Source organism: Candidatus Paceibacterota bacterium (genome assembly GCA_035530615.1).
GTDB lineage: Bacteria > Actinomycetota > Actinomycetes > Nanopelagicales > Nanopelagicaceae > QYPT01.
The window spans coordinates 210,877-224,729 of the sequence record DATKUL010000001.1 but is presented as its reverse complement, the minus strand read 5'-3'; the positions used below and the strand labels follow the sequence as shown (position 1 = coordinate 224,729).

Sequence of the window (13,853 nt, the reverse complement as noted above, 5' to 3'; positions counted from 1 at the left end):
CCTGGAAGTCCAACCTTGTCTATTTCAGCGAATTCCGAGAATAAGTCCGAGAACTTGATTTCTTCGAATGATCTTGTTACTTCAACCAATGGGGGAGGCAAAGGCGGCGGTTTACGCAGCTTATGATGAATACGACTTCGCCCCATTTGAATCGCAGGTCGTTCTGACGTTGAGGGGATCACAGCACCTTGCTCTGGTAATTCACACCCTCGCCTCCGAAGCGTGAAAAATGGTAGAAACGAATAATCAAAAGGTATAACATTTGGATTATGGGAATGAACATTAAGAATGAAGAGGCTCACCGCCTGGCTACTCAGGTGGCTTCACTGTATGACGAAACGCTTACGGAGGCCGTGACAGTGGCATTGCGCGAACGTTTGGCTCGGGCAACAGCGGAGGATCGCTTCGAGAGATTGCGTGCGCTGGCTTTGGAGATCTCCGTAAGAATTCCCAAAGGTCTCACATCCGATTCCATTGACTCCATGCTTTATAACGAAGTGGGTTTACCTAAGTGAAGGCGGTTATAGATAGTTCAGCGATTATTTCCGTTGTATTTGACGAACATGACGGCCTAGATATTCTTCGCGCCATTTCCAACAATGAGTGTGCTATTTCTGCCGCCAACTATTTAGAAGCAGCAATAGTCATCGACTCAACACATGATCCTGTTGTAGTACGCAAATTCGCCACCTTTATGAAAGATAGTGCGATCGAAGTGCTTCCAGTTGATTCAAAACAAGTTGATGTTGCTCGCGCGGCCTATCGAGATTACGGAAAAGGTACTGGTCATCCAGCCAGACTGAACTATGGAGATGTCTTTGCCTATGCACTGGCTGCTACCACACGCAGAAAACTGATTTGTAAAGGTGGCGATTTCCTTGAAACTGATATTGCAATTTTGGATTTAAAGAGTCCTTGAGGAAACTAGAAAACGGACTCCACGCGATGCGAGCCCCGGCTCATATTCCTAACTAGGGTCTTTGAAGGAACATCAGTACTGCAAGGCGGGCCCCAACACTCGGGAGATTCTTGCCAACATTGATTCGATGGGGTTGGCGATCGACCACGCCACCGTTGCAGAAACCATTTCCGTAGAGAACATCGTCGAGATCCATCGAATCCTGATGGCATCGGCGACCAACCAGCACGTGGCTGGCGTGATTCGCACCGAGCAGAACTGGATCGGTGGAAATAACCACAACCCCTGTAATGCCGATTTCGTGCCGCCGATCAGCATCGTGGTGGCTTCAAGCAAGGATAGTTATGTACTTAACGATCTAGAATTCGGGGTAACTCCAACGTGATATTCATGCATTACTAAATTTCTTGCATATTCAGATTGTTGCCGTGATGTTGACGGTACTTTCATTTCTGATAAATCGACAAGCGACTTGAACGCTGATTAGATTGCGTAATGGATTCTTCCTCCCGATCACCAATATTTGAACTGAGCGATAAGTACATCGCCTACCTGGCCATCTTGAATCCGATAAGTGCGACCTTTCTAGGCATCAGTGGTTTTGACCATAAACTCGATGATTTTTCATTGGCTGGTACCGTGAAGTCCGCTGATTTGAGTCGAAGGACGCTGGAAGAATTGGCGATGCTGGAGCCACAGGATGAGATTGATCGAATCGCGAAGGCGGTTATGGAAGAGCGATTGAAATCGAGATTGGCATTGCATGATTCTCGTGAAGAACAAATCTCATGGAACGTAATTTCATCGCCAGTGGCAGATATTCGCCAAGTCTTTGAGGTGATGTCGCACGATACTGATGAGGATGTGAAGAACATTACGGCTCGCCTTAATGCGGTTGCTGGCGCGCATGAATCATGGCTATCGTGCATTGACGAGTTGGCCAAAGTTGGCAAGACGACGTCGCGAAGACAGACGTTGGCAGTGGCGCAGCAGTTGAAGACTTTCGCAGAAGGCGCATATTCGGGGATCGCCAGGGGGATAGATCCAACTGAAAAGTACCCAGAATTACACGTGGCAGGTGCAGCAGCCGATGAGTCGGCTCTGCAAACTAGCGAATGGTTATTGCGTGAGTACCTACCATTATCTAATCCGGCGGATGCCGTTGGTGAAGCGAGATATTCTGCGTGGGCCCGTCATTTCACAGGGGCAAAACTCGATTTACGGGCTACTTATGAGTGGGGGTTGCAAGATTTAGCACAGATCAATGAACGGATGTGGCGGGTCGCTGCGAAAATCAAGCCGGGGGCTAAAACCTTACGCGAGGTCGCAGATCACTTGGATGCTGATCCCAAGTACCTTATTCAGGGTACTGAAGCACTGTTGGAAAAATTGAAGAGTTTTACGCAGGCAGCGGTCGCGCAGATGGATGGAGTTCATTTCGACATTGACGAGCGGGTCAAGTTCTGCGATGCACGACTTGCGCCAGAGGGAAGTGCCTCTGCTCCTTATTATCAGTCACCCAGTGAAGATCTTTCTCGTCCTGGTACCACATGGTTTCCCACCCTGGGTAAGAGTGAATTTAGTTGGTGGCATCTCGCAACTACTTGGTATCACGAGTCGGTTCCGGGTCATCATTTGCAAGAAGCAACGGTGATTATCGAACAAGATAGGTTGAGCAGATTCCAACGGACCAAGGCATGGACAAGTGGTTATGGTGAAGGTTGGGCGCTTTACGCAGAACGTCTCATGGACGAACTCGGCGCATTTGAAGATCCAGGTTTAGAAATGGGTTATCTCTCCGGGCAGGCTCTGCGTGCGGCACGTGTTGTTGTCGATATTGGGATGCACCTTGGATACACCGATTACAACGGTGAGGTGTGGAACGCAGAATCTGCCTACGAAGTCTTAATGAACCGGGCGCTTCTTGATGATGCCCATTCACGCAGTGAAGTGGATCGGTACCTCGGCTGGCCAGGGCAGGCCATCTCTTATAAAGTCGGCGAACGAGTGTGGATGCGGGTTCGAGAGGATGCAAAGAAACGTTTGGGAGTCGGCTTCTCGCTTAAAAGATTTCATTCGTTTGCATTAAAACTTGGGCCGATGGGACTGGATCCATTTGAAGTTGAGATGGCACGGTGGGACGGGAATTAATTAACTGGTAGGCGAGGCAAACTCTCGATCAATCTTTGCGTGTAGGCGTGGCTGGGTGCTCCAAGAACTGAGGCCGTCGAGCCTTGCTCTACGACGAATCCCTTTTCAAGAACGATGCTCTGCTTGCAAAGTGCGGCTACGACAGCAAGGTCGTGGGAGACCATGACAATCGTGAGATTTTTTGTCGCTCCGAGTTCGGCAATGAGTTCGATAACCCTTACTCGAGTCGAAACGTCCAAGGCGCTCACTGGTTCGTCTGCGAGAAGAACTTGCGGTTTGCAGACAATCGCACGGGCGATGGCGATTCTCTGGCGTTGTCCACCGGAGAATTCATCGGGGTAGCGCCGCGCAGAATCAGCTGGCAGTCCAACTGACTTTAGAGCCTCCACAACTTCATTCTCTATCCACTCTCGAATATGGGCTCGACTTCCACCGACATTCGCATCTCTTGCAATGCCAAGAGAGCGCAGTGGTTCAGCGATTAATTGGTCAACCCGTTGGCGGGGATCCAGTGAAGAGTACGGATCTTGAAAGACAACTTGCACCTGGCTTCTGAATCTGCGAGCTTGCTCCTTGTTGCGTAGGGCGAGTTCCTCTCCCGCGAAGAGTATTTGACCCTGCGTTGGACGATAAATTCCAAGAAGTAGTCGAAGAATGGTGCTCTTTCCCGAACCTGACTCTCCGACAAGGCCAACATTCTGGCCCTTGGTGATCGAGATATTTACGTCATGGAGAATCGGAACTCCAGAGTTATAAGAGAAGTTGAGATTGCGCGTTTCAAGAATTGGCGAAGTCATCGCTTCCTCCAATCTCGGTACCTTTTTCAATATCTAGTGCTATGTCTAATGCGTTATCAAGTTCTTTGGCACTGGTGACCAGGTCCCGCGTGTATGGGTGCTGCGGATCTCGCAGGACGTCCCGCAATGAGCCGGATTCGACGACTGAGCCATCCTTCATGACCAGGACGCGATCAGTGATTCTCGAAACGACGGCAAGATCATGGCTAATGAAGAGAAGTGACATTCCTCGATTGGAAACAACTGCATCAAGCAGTGTGAGTATCTCCGCTTGCACGGTGACATCTAAAGCGGTCGTTGGTTCATCCGCAATGAGGAGTGCAGGTTCACATGCCAGCGCCATCGCAATTGCCGCTCGTTGTCGCTCGCCTCCAGAGATTTCGTAAGGGTAAGAGGCCGCAATTCGTTCTGGTTTGTTTATATGTACTTCGGCGAGGGCGGAGATGACGGCATCCTTAAGGGCATCACCCGTCAGCCCTTGCCAGCGGCGAAGTGGTTCGGATAATTGGCGGCCGATCTTCATGAGAGGGTCAAGGGCGGTGAGAGGCTCCTGGAAGACAATGCTGGCTACGGTGCCGCGGATTCGATTGAGCATTTTCTCGGGAGTTCCCAGAATCTGCACGGGTTCGTTTTTTCCATTTCCTAAGCGCAAACTTCCCGATGCCTTCAACTCGGCCGGTAGTAAGCCCATAATCGCTAAGGCTGTCATTGATTTTCCAGAACCGGATTCACCAATTAAACCTAAACGCGCTCCTGGCTCAATTGAGAATGAAATCTCCGAAACAACATTGGATCCATCAATTGTCTGAACACTAAGATTTTGTACATCCACTATCTTCATCGTGACCGCCGCAACGTGGGGTCGGCGATATCCCGTAATCCATCAGCAACCATGTTCATCCCGATCACCAAGCAAACAAGCAACAGACCAGGTGCAATTGCGGCTACCGGAGAAATAAGTACGGTGGCCTGCGCTTCTTGCAACAAGCTTCCCCATGACGCATTGGGAGGAGGGGCGCCGAGCCCGAGATAAGAAAGGCTGGCTTCAGTTAGACCAGCAAAACCGAATTGCAGGGCAAAGGTGACTATTAGGGTGGGCCAAATATTTGGAAGAACATGGACGAAAATTATGCGCGTCCAGGAAGTTCCCGAAGCACGCGAGGCAGTTATGAAGTCCTTCGCGAGCACTCGCTTGACGAGAAGCCGAGTCAGCCTGGCAACAATCGCAGACATACCAAAACCAATGGCGATAATCGCTGAAGCCAATGAGGCTCCTCTGGCAGCTACGACAAGCATTGCTAGGAGCAGAGTTGGGAATGCGATAAGGATGTCAAACATTGCCGAGAATGATTCGTCCACCCAGTGTTGAGCAAAGCCGGCGATGAGCCCAAAGATCACACCGAGGATTGCCCCAATCAAGACAGATGCAAACCCGACAGTAATTGCAATCCGAGCACCGATCATCACGCGTGATAAGAGATCGCGGCCGAGTTTGTCAGTACCCAACCAATGGTTACTACTTAGCGGACCGAGTCGGTCACCAGTCATATCGCCGACGGAGTAGGGCGTCCAGAAAAGGGAGATCAGAGCCATGCTGGCTATAAAGCCAACAAGAATGCAACCAATTATTAGCGGCAGCGAGCGTAATTTCTTGGGAGTGCTCATGAGTTTCGACCCGCTAACGATTTACTAAGGCGAGGGTCGATGAAACGCTGGGCTAGATCTGCAAGAAAACCAATAATGAGGACCGCCATGGTGCTGACAAAAAGTATGCCTTGAATAATGGGGTAATCGCGTTGTGCAATGCCTTGTACCAGCAAACTTCCAAGACCTGGCAGTGCGAACACGGCCTCCACTACTACCGCTCCGATAAATGTTGTGGCGAGTTCCATGCCCAGAATGGATACGACTGGGGATGCAGCATTCCTAATGCCATGGCGCCACATGGCCTGCATGAAGGAGGAGCCAAGGGATCGCGAAGTGCGCAGGTAATCACTGTTGAGCACGTCCAATGTGGCGGAGCGGACATAGCGAGTGAGTGAAGCAGACATCACTAGGGCAATAGTGCCGACCGGAAGAATAAGCGATCTAAGTGCTTGCCCAGGATCACTCCAGCCTGTCGGAGGGAAACCTCCCGCGGGAAAGATCATGAATCGAAGAGCGAAAATAAGAATGAGAATTACACCAACCCAAAAGACAGGTATCGCAATGCCAAGTTGGGAGACACTATTGAGCAGCGCGCCGTACCAAGTTTTCGCCTTATAGGCGGCTATAAATCCAAGCGGCACTGCAATTGTGATGGCGATAAAGAAGGAAATCAATGTCAAAGGAACGGTTACGGAAAGACGTGAATTTATTTCTGGCCCCACTGGAACATTGCCAATCAGCGAGGTACCGAGTTCGAAAGTCGTTAGATCGTGAAGCCAGTTCCAGAATTGCTGAAGCATCGGAAGATCTGACCCTACCGAATGACGCGCTGCAGCGACCTGTTCGGGAGTCGCGCCAACAGTCAGGAGGGCATTTGCTGGATCACCAGGCAACATTCGCAGAAGTACAAAGAGGGTGGTACTGGCCAGGAAAAGGGAAATTACAAGCACCATTAATCGTCGAATGATGTATTTAACCATCGGCGATACTTTCACTCATGCCCTCCCAGACTTTTAAAAGCCGTATCCAATCCAGATACCCTCTCAGGAATCTGGATTGGATACGAACCTCATTCTAACGGTGAAATTATCTCCTAATTCTTCGTTATGTCGTAAACGAAGAACTGTGAGTTGATTCCATTGATTGGGTATCCCGAAATTGAACTCGAAGAGACCACAATCAAGGGGTATAGGTAGAGCCAGACACTGGCGGCTTCGCCAACGACGAGCCGGTTAGCTCTCTTTAGAAGATGTGCTTGGGCGGCTAACGTACCTGCAGATTCGGACTGGCTGATCAAATTGGTAACGCGTGGATTGCTATAACCCCAGAAGAAGTCTGGGTTGCCATACCAACCAATGTTTCGACCACTTAGAATATTCTGAATCGTTGCGGTGTAGTCCCTTTTTTTGTAGATCTTCTCGAACCACTGGCTTGTGGTAATGATGTTGATCTTCATGGTGACGCCGATCTCTGCCAGCGAAGACTGGATAAATGCAGCGAGTGCAGGATGAGGATCATCATTTGGTGTATCGAGTGTGAATGTGAAGCCCTTTGGATAACCAGCCTTGGCAAGTTGCGACTTTGCCAGAGTTGGGTTGTAAGGATTCATTGAGCTCAGATCCTCGTAGCCTGGATCAATTGGAGTCATAACTGAGTGCAAAACGGTGCCGTAATCTCCCCAGACAGATGAGAGCAACTTCTTCTTGTCAAGGGCTGAGGTGATTGCCTTACGAACTAGTGCCTTATTGAATGGTGCCGCTCGATCATTGAAAATTATCAATTGCTTGTTTGTTGATAGACCATTGGTAATTTTGAAATTCGCGTTCTTGAATTGCGCCAGTGCGTCTGGATTTCCCTCGCTGGTGATGATGTCAACAGCATGGCTCAAAAGTGCGTTGTTTAGTGCGGTTCCATCAGTGAACTCATGGAATACGACAACCTTGTTCTTCGCATTTGCGCCCCAATATGAATCAAATCGGGTGATTGAGATAGAGGATCCCCGTGTCCAAGATGTGTACTTGTAAGGCCCTGTTCCATCTTCAGCCGAGGTCATGTCCTTAAGCGCTGAATTCACAATCCATACGTAGGTAAGGTTGTAAACAAAGGAGATTGACTTCTTTGAAAGTGTGACAACAACGGTCCTGGCATCTGGTGTTGTAATTGATGCGATGTTGCTTAGGTCGCCCTTTTGTGGCGATTGTGATCCTTCGGCGGTCACTCTTTCAAGGCTGGACTTCACATCTGCTGAGGTAAGAGTCTTGCCAGAGTGGAACTTTACGCCGCTGCGAAGTGAGAATGTGTAAGTTAGACCATCCCTACTCTTCTTGTAACTACTGGCCAATAGGTTTTCAATCTTGCCAGCATCGGTGAGCTTAAATAGACCTTCGTACACATTGCCATTGAAAGCCTCGGTCAGGCCCGCTCCGCCATTGGCGGTGTTATCCAGGTTCTGAACTTCGTGCAGTGTGCCGACATCAATGGTTGCATTGCTGTCGGCTGCGCTTGCGCTGAGGCTGCCGGTGGTCATGGTCAAAGCGAGGGCAACCACAAGGGTGATCCCTCCCAGCTTCATGCCTTTCTTTCTGGTTTTCATTTTTCCCCTTAGTGGTTGTTTGTTGGGTGGTTGTTTGTTGAGCGGTTGATTGTTGGCTTAACTTACTTTGTAGCCATTTCGAAAAATTGGGTTTCGCTCGCCGGCTCGGACAGGAATGTGTAGACGATTCTGAGGTGGTGGCATCGGACAATTGTAATGACTGGAGAAACCACAGGGTGGCACAAAGGCTTGATTGAAATTGAGGACTATTCGATCGGTACCGGTTGATGGGTAGACAAAGAGGAATCTTCCGGCTGAATATGTTTCCGCGCCGTTGGTTGTATCTCCAAAAACGAGTAATAATTTGTCCCCATCATCGAATGCGCTAAGCACGAATTCGACGCCATCTAACGTAACAGTGATCTCGCCAGGCACTACCAAGTCACGGGTGCCGCCGTTGTCCTTTATATGTTCGAAGGCCACTGGAATAGATTCAGGATGCTGGGAATAAGTCGCCTCGATGATCCAATCGGGATCAAAGGGATAAACGTCCGTTGTTTCAAAAGATTGGATCGCTTGAGATTGTGAATCCCACAAACGAATTCCCCGTGCTACTACCTCACCCGCAAAATTGCGTTGAAAAGTGTCGGTCACCTTAATCGTATCTGGAAGACCATCCAACACCTCGTCTAGAGATAACTCCTGACCGTCTTCTTGCCACCGAGTTTCGATGAGGGCGAGATTGCCAGTTGGTGATACAACGGAGGCTAATCGTGCAGCCCGCCATGCATCCCAGTCAGTGCGTGAAACCATTCTGATGTTCTCCTTAGCGTTTAATGAGGCATTCTGAGGGAAGTTCAAACCAGCGCAGAGATTCAAAACGATCGCTCATTGTGGATTGTGCAGGCGTTTCTGCCCACATCGGGTGATTGATCCGTTCTGTTGCGAGGTCTTTAGCGTGTTCTAGATAATCTGCCAGCGCGCTTTCGGGTGCGCGGTCATCATGAATGGGGTAGTGCATCTGACCATCTTCGCCGTATGAGATTTCGCGCAATCGCAATGCTGGTTCTACCGGTCCATTGCGATGACGCCACATGCCAGTCTCTGGTTCAAAACTGTAGTCAGAAAGAAACAGGTGCCCTTGCCGCGCGACAAAGAGCACAGACGAGATGAGGTAATCTGCGACGACATCAGAGACGAAATAGTTAAAGTTGATTCTTACCCAACCCGGTTTTATTCCCTCGCAGCCGCCTGTGATTTCTTCTTCGATTTCGTGGCTCTTAGCATTGTCTATCCCGAGCAACCGATGGCCGTAGGGTCCCGCACAAGAACAACCACCGCGCGATTGAATTCCAAAGAGATCATTGAGAAGTGCCACAATGAAATTATGGTGAAGCAGTTTTCCAGAAGGAGCGCGTAGCACGAAAGACAAAATGGAAAGTCGTTCGGATTCAAGGTTGCCAAGTAACTCTATTCGAGGTTCCGATTTCCACGCTTGTATCGCACGCGACAAGAACCTTTTCTCCGTCGCATGAATTGCGGTGACGCCGACGGCCTCTTTAAGTTGAAAGACCAACCCTGCGCGAATAGATTCGATAATTGCCGGTGTTCCGCCCTCTTCTCTGTGGGAAGGATCGGCCAAATAGCGATGGTCGTGTGAGTTGACGTACGCAACGGTGCCTCCGCCCGGTACCACTGGGACCGTATTGTGGATGACTGCATGGTTCACGACCAAAATCCCTGGCGTTCCCGGGCCCCCAACGAATTTATGAGGGCTAAGGAAGATCGCGTCTTTGCGATGCAAAGGATTTGTGGGGTGCATATTGATTTCCACATAGGGGGCTGCTGCAGCGAAGTCCCAGAATGCAAGAGCACCGTGTTCGTGTAGCAGTTGCGAAACCGCATCGGTATCCGTAATGATTCCCGTGACATTGCTTGCTGCCGAGAAGGAACCAATTTTCAGGGGGCGTTTAGCGTACTTGTCGAGTTCAGTGCGTAGGTGGTCAAGATCCACATGACCATCCGTATCCTCCTGAATAGTGACAACATCGCAGATTGATTCTCGCCAAGAGAGTTCGTTGCTATGGTGCTCAAAAGGGCCGATAAAAACAATAGGCCTTTGATTCTTAGGGATCTGATCAGATAATTTCCACCGTCGATCAAGATCGGCAGGAATTCGAATGTTGAGGATGCCAACCAATTTATCAATAGCGCCAGTAGCACCCGATCCTGCAAAAATCACAACGTCATCTGATGTCGCACCCACGGCTTTGCGAATAATTTCGCGCGCGTCTTCACGTAAGCGAGTTGTTTGTAAACCAGTTCCACTTGCTTCAGTATGGGTATTGGCATATCGCGGCATAACTTCGTTGCGAATAAAATCTTCAATAAATGTTAAGGATCTTCCGCTTGCTGTGTAGTCTGCATAAGTTACTCGACGCGGTCCGTAAGGGCCATCCATCAATTGATCGTCGCCTATTACGTTCTCGCGTATTTGGCGGAGTAGTTGGACGCCGCGCATATGCGAAGGTTATACAGAAGTGATACTCAAAGTCTAGTGAATTAATTGCAGAATTAGCTTCTGTAGAAGTTACTTATCATGAATATGCATATTTGCTTGCATACTTCTTTATAATCGTGCACACGATAACTTTCGGGTAACTTTCCTATAACTTTCCTATAACCTTTCGCCTGACACTAAATAGATCACTGTGGTTTCCGCTGAGGAGATGAAGGCCATGAAGTACAACACTTTTTCTATTACGGCTCGATGCTCTCGTACAGGCGAACTTGGCATTGCAGTCTCCACGAAATTTGTGGCGGTGGGCATGCTCTGTGCTTTCGTCAAAAGTAATGCTGGGGCTATTGCAAGCCAGGCGTATGTAAATCCCTATCTGGGTATTTGGGGCTTGGAGTATTTGGCAAAGGGTCATAACGCAGTCGAGACTCTTGAATACCTAAAGAGTAGAGATGAAGGAATCGAATTCCGACAACTGGGGATTGTGGATAACAAAGGAGGAAGCGCCGCTTTCACTGGCAAGAACTGTGACAACTGGCGTGGTGAGATTACTGGACTGAATTTTGCGATCGCTGGAAATATGCTCGTTGGAGCTGAGACCCTCGTGGCGATGAAGGAGAGTTTCGAATCCGATGACACTCAACCCTTAGCTAAGCGTCTTCTTGTGGCATTAAGTGCAGGTCGTTCTGCGGGTGGCGATAAACGCGGCCATCAATCTGCGGCACTGAAGGTATATGGCGTGGAGAAGTACCCCATAGTCGATCTCCGGGTCGATGAGCATGATGACCCAATAGCTGAACTCTTTCGTGTCTATGGCGTAGCCGAAACCATTTTGATTCCACTCATTGATTCGCTCCCAACCCTCGACACGGATGGCGAGACTTTGAAGCTCAATCGTTCAGTGACGACTAATGATGGGGTTGCTGCGTTCTAATTCTCCATATATACGAGCCAGCCCGGGTCTCCATTTAGGAGACCCGGGCTGGCTACGGATCTAGTCAAGTGGGTGGAGCTGCTCCTAGTTCTTTGTGATGTTGAATGCGTAGAACTGGGAGTTAAGTCCGTTGACTGGATACCCGGAGAGTGACGTTGAAGCCACCACGATCTGTGGGTAGAGGTAAATCCAATCGCTAGCAGCCTCATCGACAATGATTCTGTTCGCTTGCTTGAGTAGTTCTGCCTGCTCTGTTGTGGTGCTGGCCTGCTCGGCTTGATTAATCAAGTTTGTTACCGTTGGGTTGTTGTAGCCCCAGTAGAAATCTGGGTTGCCATACCAAACGACATCGCGGTCATTGACGTGCTCTTGCATGGTCGCCGCGTAGTCCAATTTTTGATAAACCTGCGCGTACCATTGATCTGCGGTGATGATGTTTATATCGACAGTAATTCCGACCTTTGCCAACTCTGCCTTGATGAAAGTCGCAGCGGCTGGGTGTGGGTCGTAGCTTGGAGTATCGAGCCTAAAGGTGAATCCGTTTGGATACCCCGCGTCGGCCAGTTCCTTCTTTGCCAGAGTAATGTCATAGGGATTTACAGTAGTGAGGTCTTCATACCAAGGATCGGTAGGTGGGACCATCGAGCCAATCAACGTTCCGTACTCTCCCCAGATAGATGAAAGCAATTTCTTGTTATCTATGGCAGACGTGATCGCTTTGCGGACCAGCGGCTTGTTAAAAGGGGCTACACGATCATTGAAGACAAGCAGGAGCTTTGTCGTCGACTGACCATTATTGATCGTGAATTTTGAATTCTTGAACTGGGAGAGAGCATCTGGACTCTGCTCACTTGTAACAACATCGACCGCGTTTGTTAGGAGGGCATTGTTAAGTGCGGTTGCGTCGGTGAAATAGTGGAATACGGCGACTTTATTCTTCGCTGGCGTGCCCCAATAACCATCGAATCGGGTTAATGAGAGAGTCGATCCATGCTTCCATTCAGTCAGCGTGTACGGACCAGTTCCATCTTCCGTGGCCTTTATGTCTTTGGCCTCGGAGTTGATGACCCAGATGTAACTTAGGTTGTAAACAAATGAGATCGACCTTGTCTTGAGTGTCACTACAACTGTCTGGTCATCAGGGGTAGTGATTGAATCGATCATTTCGAAACTGCTCTTGCGCGCCGATTGAGAATCTGCAGCGGTTACTTTCTCAATGCTGTACTTCACATCGGATGAGGTAAGCGCTTTTCCGGAGTGAAAATTGACGTCGCTCCGCAGGGTAAACGTGTAGGTAAGACCATCTGCGTTTACCTGGGAATCGGTAGCTAGCAGGTTTTCAACTTTTCCCGAATCGGTCAGGCTGAACAGGCCCTCGTAAACATTTCCATTGAGCGCCTCATTCACGCCTTGTCCACCACCGCCGGTGTTATCTAAATTCTGAGGTTCGTAAAGTGAGCCGATATTAATCGTTGCGTCCGATGCAGTGGTCGTCTCCGTACTTGAAGAACACCCAACGAGGGTGAGTGCTAAGGCTATGGCAACGCCCAGCCATCTGACTTTTTTCCCGTTCCTTTTAACCATTACTTTTCTCCTTAGCAGCTCTTTGGGTGTCGTGGATGGTTTAAATCTCTTAGTGAATTTCGTAGTCGTTACGAAATATTGGATTCTTCTCGCCGGCGTAAACCGGCACCTGCAGCCGATTCTGTGGTGGCGGAAGGGGGCAGTTATAATGTATTGAGAAGCCACATGGAGGCACGAAAGCTCGATTGAAATCGACTATCACTCGCTCAGAGCCCTCAATTCGGTGGACGAAAAGGAATCGTCCTGCTGGGTAAGTCTCGGTACGGTTTGTTGGATCACCGAAGACGAGCAGTAGTGGACCATCGTCATCAAATGCATCAAGGACGTATTCGGTACCCGCAATAGTGACTCTGATTTCACCGGGCACCGCTAAGTCACGCAGACCGGGTGTCTCTCTTACATATTCAAATGGAACGGGTCGAGATTCGGAAAATGCGGTGAACGTACCTTCAAAAATCCACTTGGGATCAAAAGGGTATACATCAATAGTGCTAAAAGAACGGATAGCTTCTGAGTTGGAATCCCACAGTCGAATTCCATTCCCAATAATCTTTCCTTCGAAGTCTCTACGCACCAGTCTCGTTGCGGTCACTGTTTCTGGTTGTCCAGCTACTGCTTCTTCTAATGTCAACTCTTCATCATCGTGTTGCCAACGTGTTTCAATTAACGCGAGATTGCCAGTAGGTGACACGAGAGAGGAAATTCGTTTAGCTCTCCACGCATCCCAATCTGTATGTGAAACCTTGGCTATGAGACTCATGGTGCAGATT

At 49.3% G+C, this 13,853-nt stretch carries 15 protein-coding genes; 6 read left to right on the top strand and 9 right to left on the bottom strand.

Annotated elements, in window-relative coordinates:
- Nucleotides 1-67 precede the first annotated feature (67 nt).
- The 5 genes from VMW30_01205 to VMW30_01185 all read left to right on the top strand — a co-directional run bounded on the left by VMW30_01205 (nucleotide 68) and on the right by VMW30_01185 (nucleotide 3,070).
- Nucleotides 68-226 (top strand): hypothetical protein, encoded by a 159-nt coding sequence (locus tag VMW30_01205; GenBank protein HUW86988.1) that lies wholly within the window; start codon nucleotides 68-70, stop codon nucleotides 224-226.
- A gap of 49 nt (nucleotides 227-275) precedes the next feature.
- On the top strand, nucleotides 276-515 hold the full coding sequence (locus VMW30_01200) for a type II toxin-antitoxin system VapB family antitoxin (protein ID HUW86987.1): 240 nt from the start codon (nucleotides 276-278) through the stop codon (nucleotides 513-515).
- Nucleotides 512-919 carry a type II toxin-antitoxin system VapC family toxin gene (locus tag VMW30_01195; GenBank protein ID HUW86986.1) on the top strand — a complete coding sequence of 136 codons (408 nt, stop codon included), beginning with the start codon at nucleotides 512-514 and terminating at the stop codon, nucleotides 917-919. Before VMW30_01200 ends, VMW30_01195 begins: the two co-directional genes overlap by 4 nt.
- 61 nt (nucleotides 920-980) lie before the next feature.
- Nucleotides 981-1,304, top strand: a complete 324-nt coding sequence (locus VMW30_01190) for a hypothetical protein (protein HUW86985.1) — start codon at nucleotides 981-983, stop codon at nucleotides 1,302-1,304.
- Between the two features lie 110 nt (nucleotides 1,305-1,414).
- On the top strand, nucleotides 1,415-3,070 hold the full coding sequence (locus VMW30_01185) for a DUF885 domain-containing protein (protein HUW86984.1): 1,656 nt from the start codon (nucleotides 1,415-1,417) through the stop codon (nucleotides 3,068-3,070).
- Here VMW30_01185 and VMW30_01180 read toward each other — a convergent pair.
- The 7 genes from VMW30_01180 to VMW30_01150 all read right to left on the bottom strand — a co-directional run bounded on the left by VMW30_01180 (nucleotide 3,067) and on the right by VMW30_01150 (nucleotide 10,568).
- Complete coding sequence (locus tag VMW30_01180) at nucleotides 3,067-3,867, bottom strand: ABC transporter ATP-binding protein (protein ID HUW86983.1); 801 nt, start codon at nucleotides 3,865-3,867, stop codon at nucleotides 3,067-3,069. The two genes, VMW30_01185 and VMW30_01180, sit on opposite strands and share 4 nt — an antisense overlap.
- Entirely contained in the window at nucleotides 3,848-4,708 is an 861-nt protein-coding gene (locus tag VMW30_01175; GenBank protein ID HUW86982.1) for an ABC transporter ATP-binding protein, read from the bottom strand. The genes VMW30_01180 and VMW30_01175 overlap by 20 nt, the downstream gene beginning before the upstream one ends.
- Nucleotides 4,705-5,532 (bottom strand): ABC transporter permease, encoded by an 828-nt coding sequence (locus tag VMW30_01170; GenBank protein HUW86981.1) that lies wholly within the window; start codon nucleotides 5,530-5,532, stop codon nucleotides 4,705-4,707. Before VMW30_01170 ends, VMW30_01175 begins: the two co-directional genes overlap by 4 nt.
- On the bottom strand, nucleotides 5,529-6,494 hold the full coding sequence (locus tag VMW30_01165) for an ABC transporter permease (protein ID HUW86980.1): 966 nt from the start codon (nucleotides 6,492-6,494) through the stop codon (nucleotides 5,529-5,531). The genes VMW30_01170 and VMW30_01165 overlap by 4 nt, the downstream gene beginning before the upstream one ends.
- Before the next feature lie 113 nt (nucleotides 6,495-6,607).
- A complete protein-coding gene (locus tag VMW30_01160) occupies nucleotides 6,608-8,107 on the bottom strand; it encodes an ABC transporter substrate-binding protein (GenBank protein ID HUW86979.1) in 1,500 nt (499 codons plus the stop codon).
- A gap of 57 nt (nucleotides 8,108-8,164) precedes the next feature.
- Nucleotides 8,165-8,860 (bottom strand): DUF1684 domain-containing protein, encoded by a 696-nt coding sequence (locus VMW30_01155; GenBank protein ID HUW86978.1) that lies wholly within the window; start codon nucleotides 8,858-8,860, stop codon nucleotides 8,165-8,167.
- A 13-nt stretch (nucleotides 8,861-8,873) separates the two neighbouring features.
- Nucleotides 8,874-10,568 carry an aminotransferase class V-fold PLP-dependent enzyme gene (locus VMW30_01150; protein ID HUW86977.1) on the bottom strand — a complete coding sequence of 565 codons (1,695 nt, stop codon included), beginning with the start codon at nucleotides 10,566-10,568 and terminating at the stop codon, nucleotides 8,874-8,876.
- A 217-nt stretch (nucleotides 10,569-10,785) separates the two neighbouring features.
- Between VMW30_01150 and VMW30_01145 the strand changes: the two genes are divergently transcribed.
- Nucleotides 10,786-11,499: a DUF1028 domain-containing protein gene (locus tag VMW30_01145; protein ID HUW86976.1), complete on the top strand. Its 714-nt coding sequence runs from the start codon at nucleotides 10,786-10,788 to the stop codon at nucleotides 11,497-11,499.
- Nucleotides 11,500-11,583: 84 nt separating this feature from the next.
- On the opposite strand, the gene VMW30_01140 is transcribed toward VMW30_01145, so the two are convergent.
- Together VMW30_01140 and VMW30_01135 are read right to left on the bottom strand one after the other, a co-directional pair.
- Nucleotides 11,584-13,083, bottom strand: coding sequence for an ABC transporter substrate-binding protein (locus tag VMW30_01140; GenBank protein ID HUW86975.1), 1,500 nt, complete (start codon nucleotides 13,081-13,083; stop codon nucleotides 11,584-11,586).
- Nucleotides 13,084-13,132: 49 nt separating this feature from the next.
- Nucleotides 13,133-13,843, bottom strand: a complete 711-nt coding sequence (locus VMW30_01135; GenBank protein HUW86974.1) for a DUF1684 domain-containing protein — start codon at nucleotides 13,841-13,843, stop codon at nucleotides 13,133-13,135.
- Nucleotides 13,844-13,853 lie beyond the last annotated feature (10 nt).

Coding starts and splice junctions, on each gene's coding strand:
- VMW30_01205 (HUW86988.1), top strand. CDS start 68: ATGATCTTGTTACTTCAACCAATGGGGGAGGCAAAGGCGGCGGTTTAC.
- VMW30_01200 (HUW86987.1), top strand. CDS start 276: ATGAACATTAAGAATGAAGAGGCTCACCGCCTGGCTACTCAGGTGGCT.
- VMW30_01185 (HUW86984.1), top strand. CDS start 1,415: ATGGATTCTTCCTCCCGATCACCAATATTTGAACTGAGCGATAAGTAC.
- VMW30_01180 (HUW86983.1), bottom strand. CDS start 3,867: ATGACTTCGCCAATTCTTGAAACGCGCAATCTCAACTTCTCTTATAAC.
- VMW30_01175 (HUW86982.1), bottom strand. CDS start 4,708: ATGAAGATAGTGGATGTACAAAATCTTAGTGTTCAGACAATTGATGGA.
- VMW30_01170 (HUW86981.1), bottom strand. CDS start 5,532: ATGAGCACTCCCAAGAAATTACGCTCGCTGCCGCTAATAATTGGTTGC.
- VMW30_01165 (HUW86980.1), bottom strand. CDS start 6,494: ATGGTTAAATACATCATTCGACGATTAATGGTGCTTGTAATTTCCCTT.
- VMW30_01160 (HUW86979.1), bottom strand. CDS start 8,107: ATGAAAACCAGAAAGAAAGGCATGAAGCTGGGAGGGATCACCCTTGTG.
- VMW30_01155 (HUW86978.1), bottom strand. CDS start 8,860: ATGGTTTCACGCACTGACTGGGATGCATGGCGGGCTGCACGATTAGCC.
- VMW30_01150 (HUW86977.1), bottom strand. CDS start 10,568: ATGCGCGGCGTCCAACTACTCCGCCAAATACGCGAGAACGTAATAGGC.
- VMW30_01145 (HUW86976.1), top strand. CDS start 10,786: ATGAAGTACAACACTTTTTCTATTACGGCTCGATGCTCTCGTACAGGC.
- VMW30_01140 (HUW86975.1), bottom strand. CDS start 13,083: ATGGTTAAAAGGAACGGGAAAAAAGTCAGATGGCTGGGCGTTGCCATA.
- VMW30_01135 (HUW86974.1), bottom strand. CDS start 13,843: ATGAGTCTCATAGCCAAGGTTTCACATACAGATTGGGATGCGTGGAGA.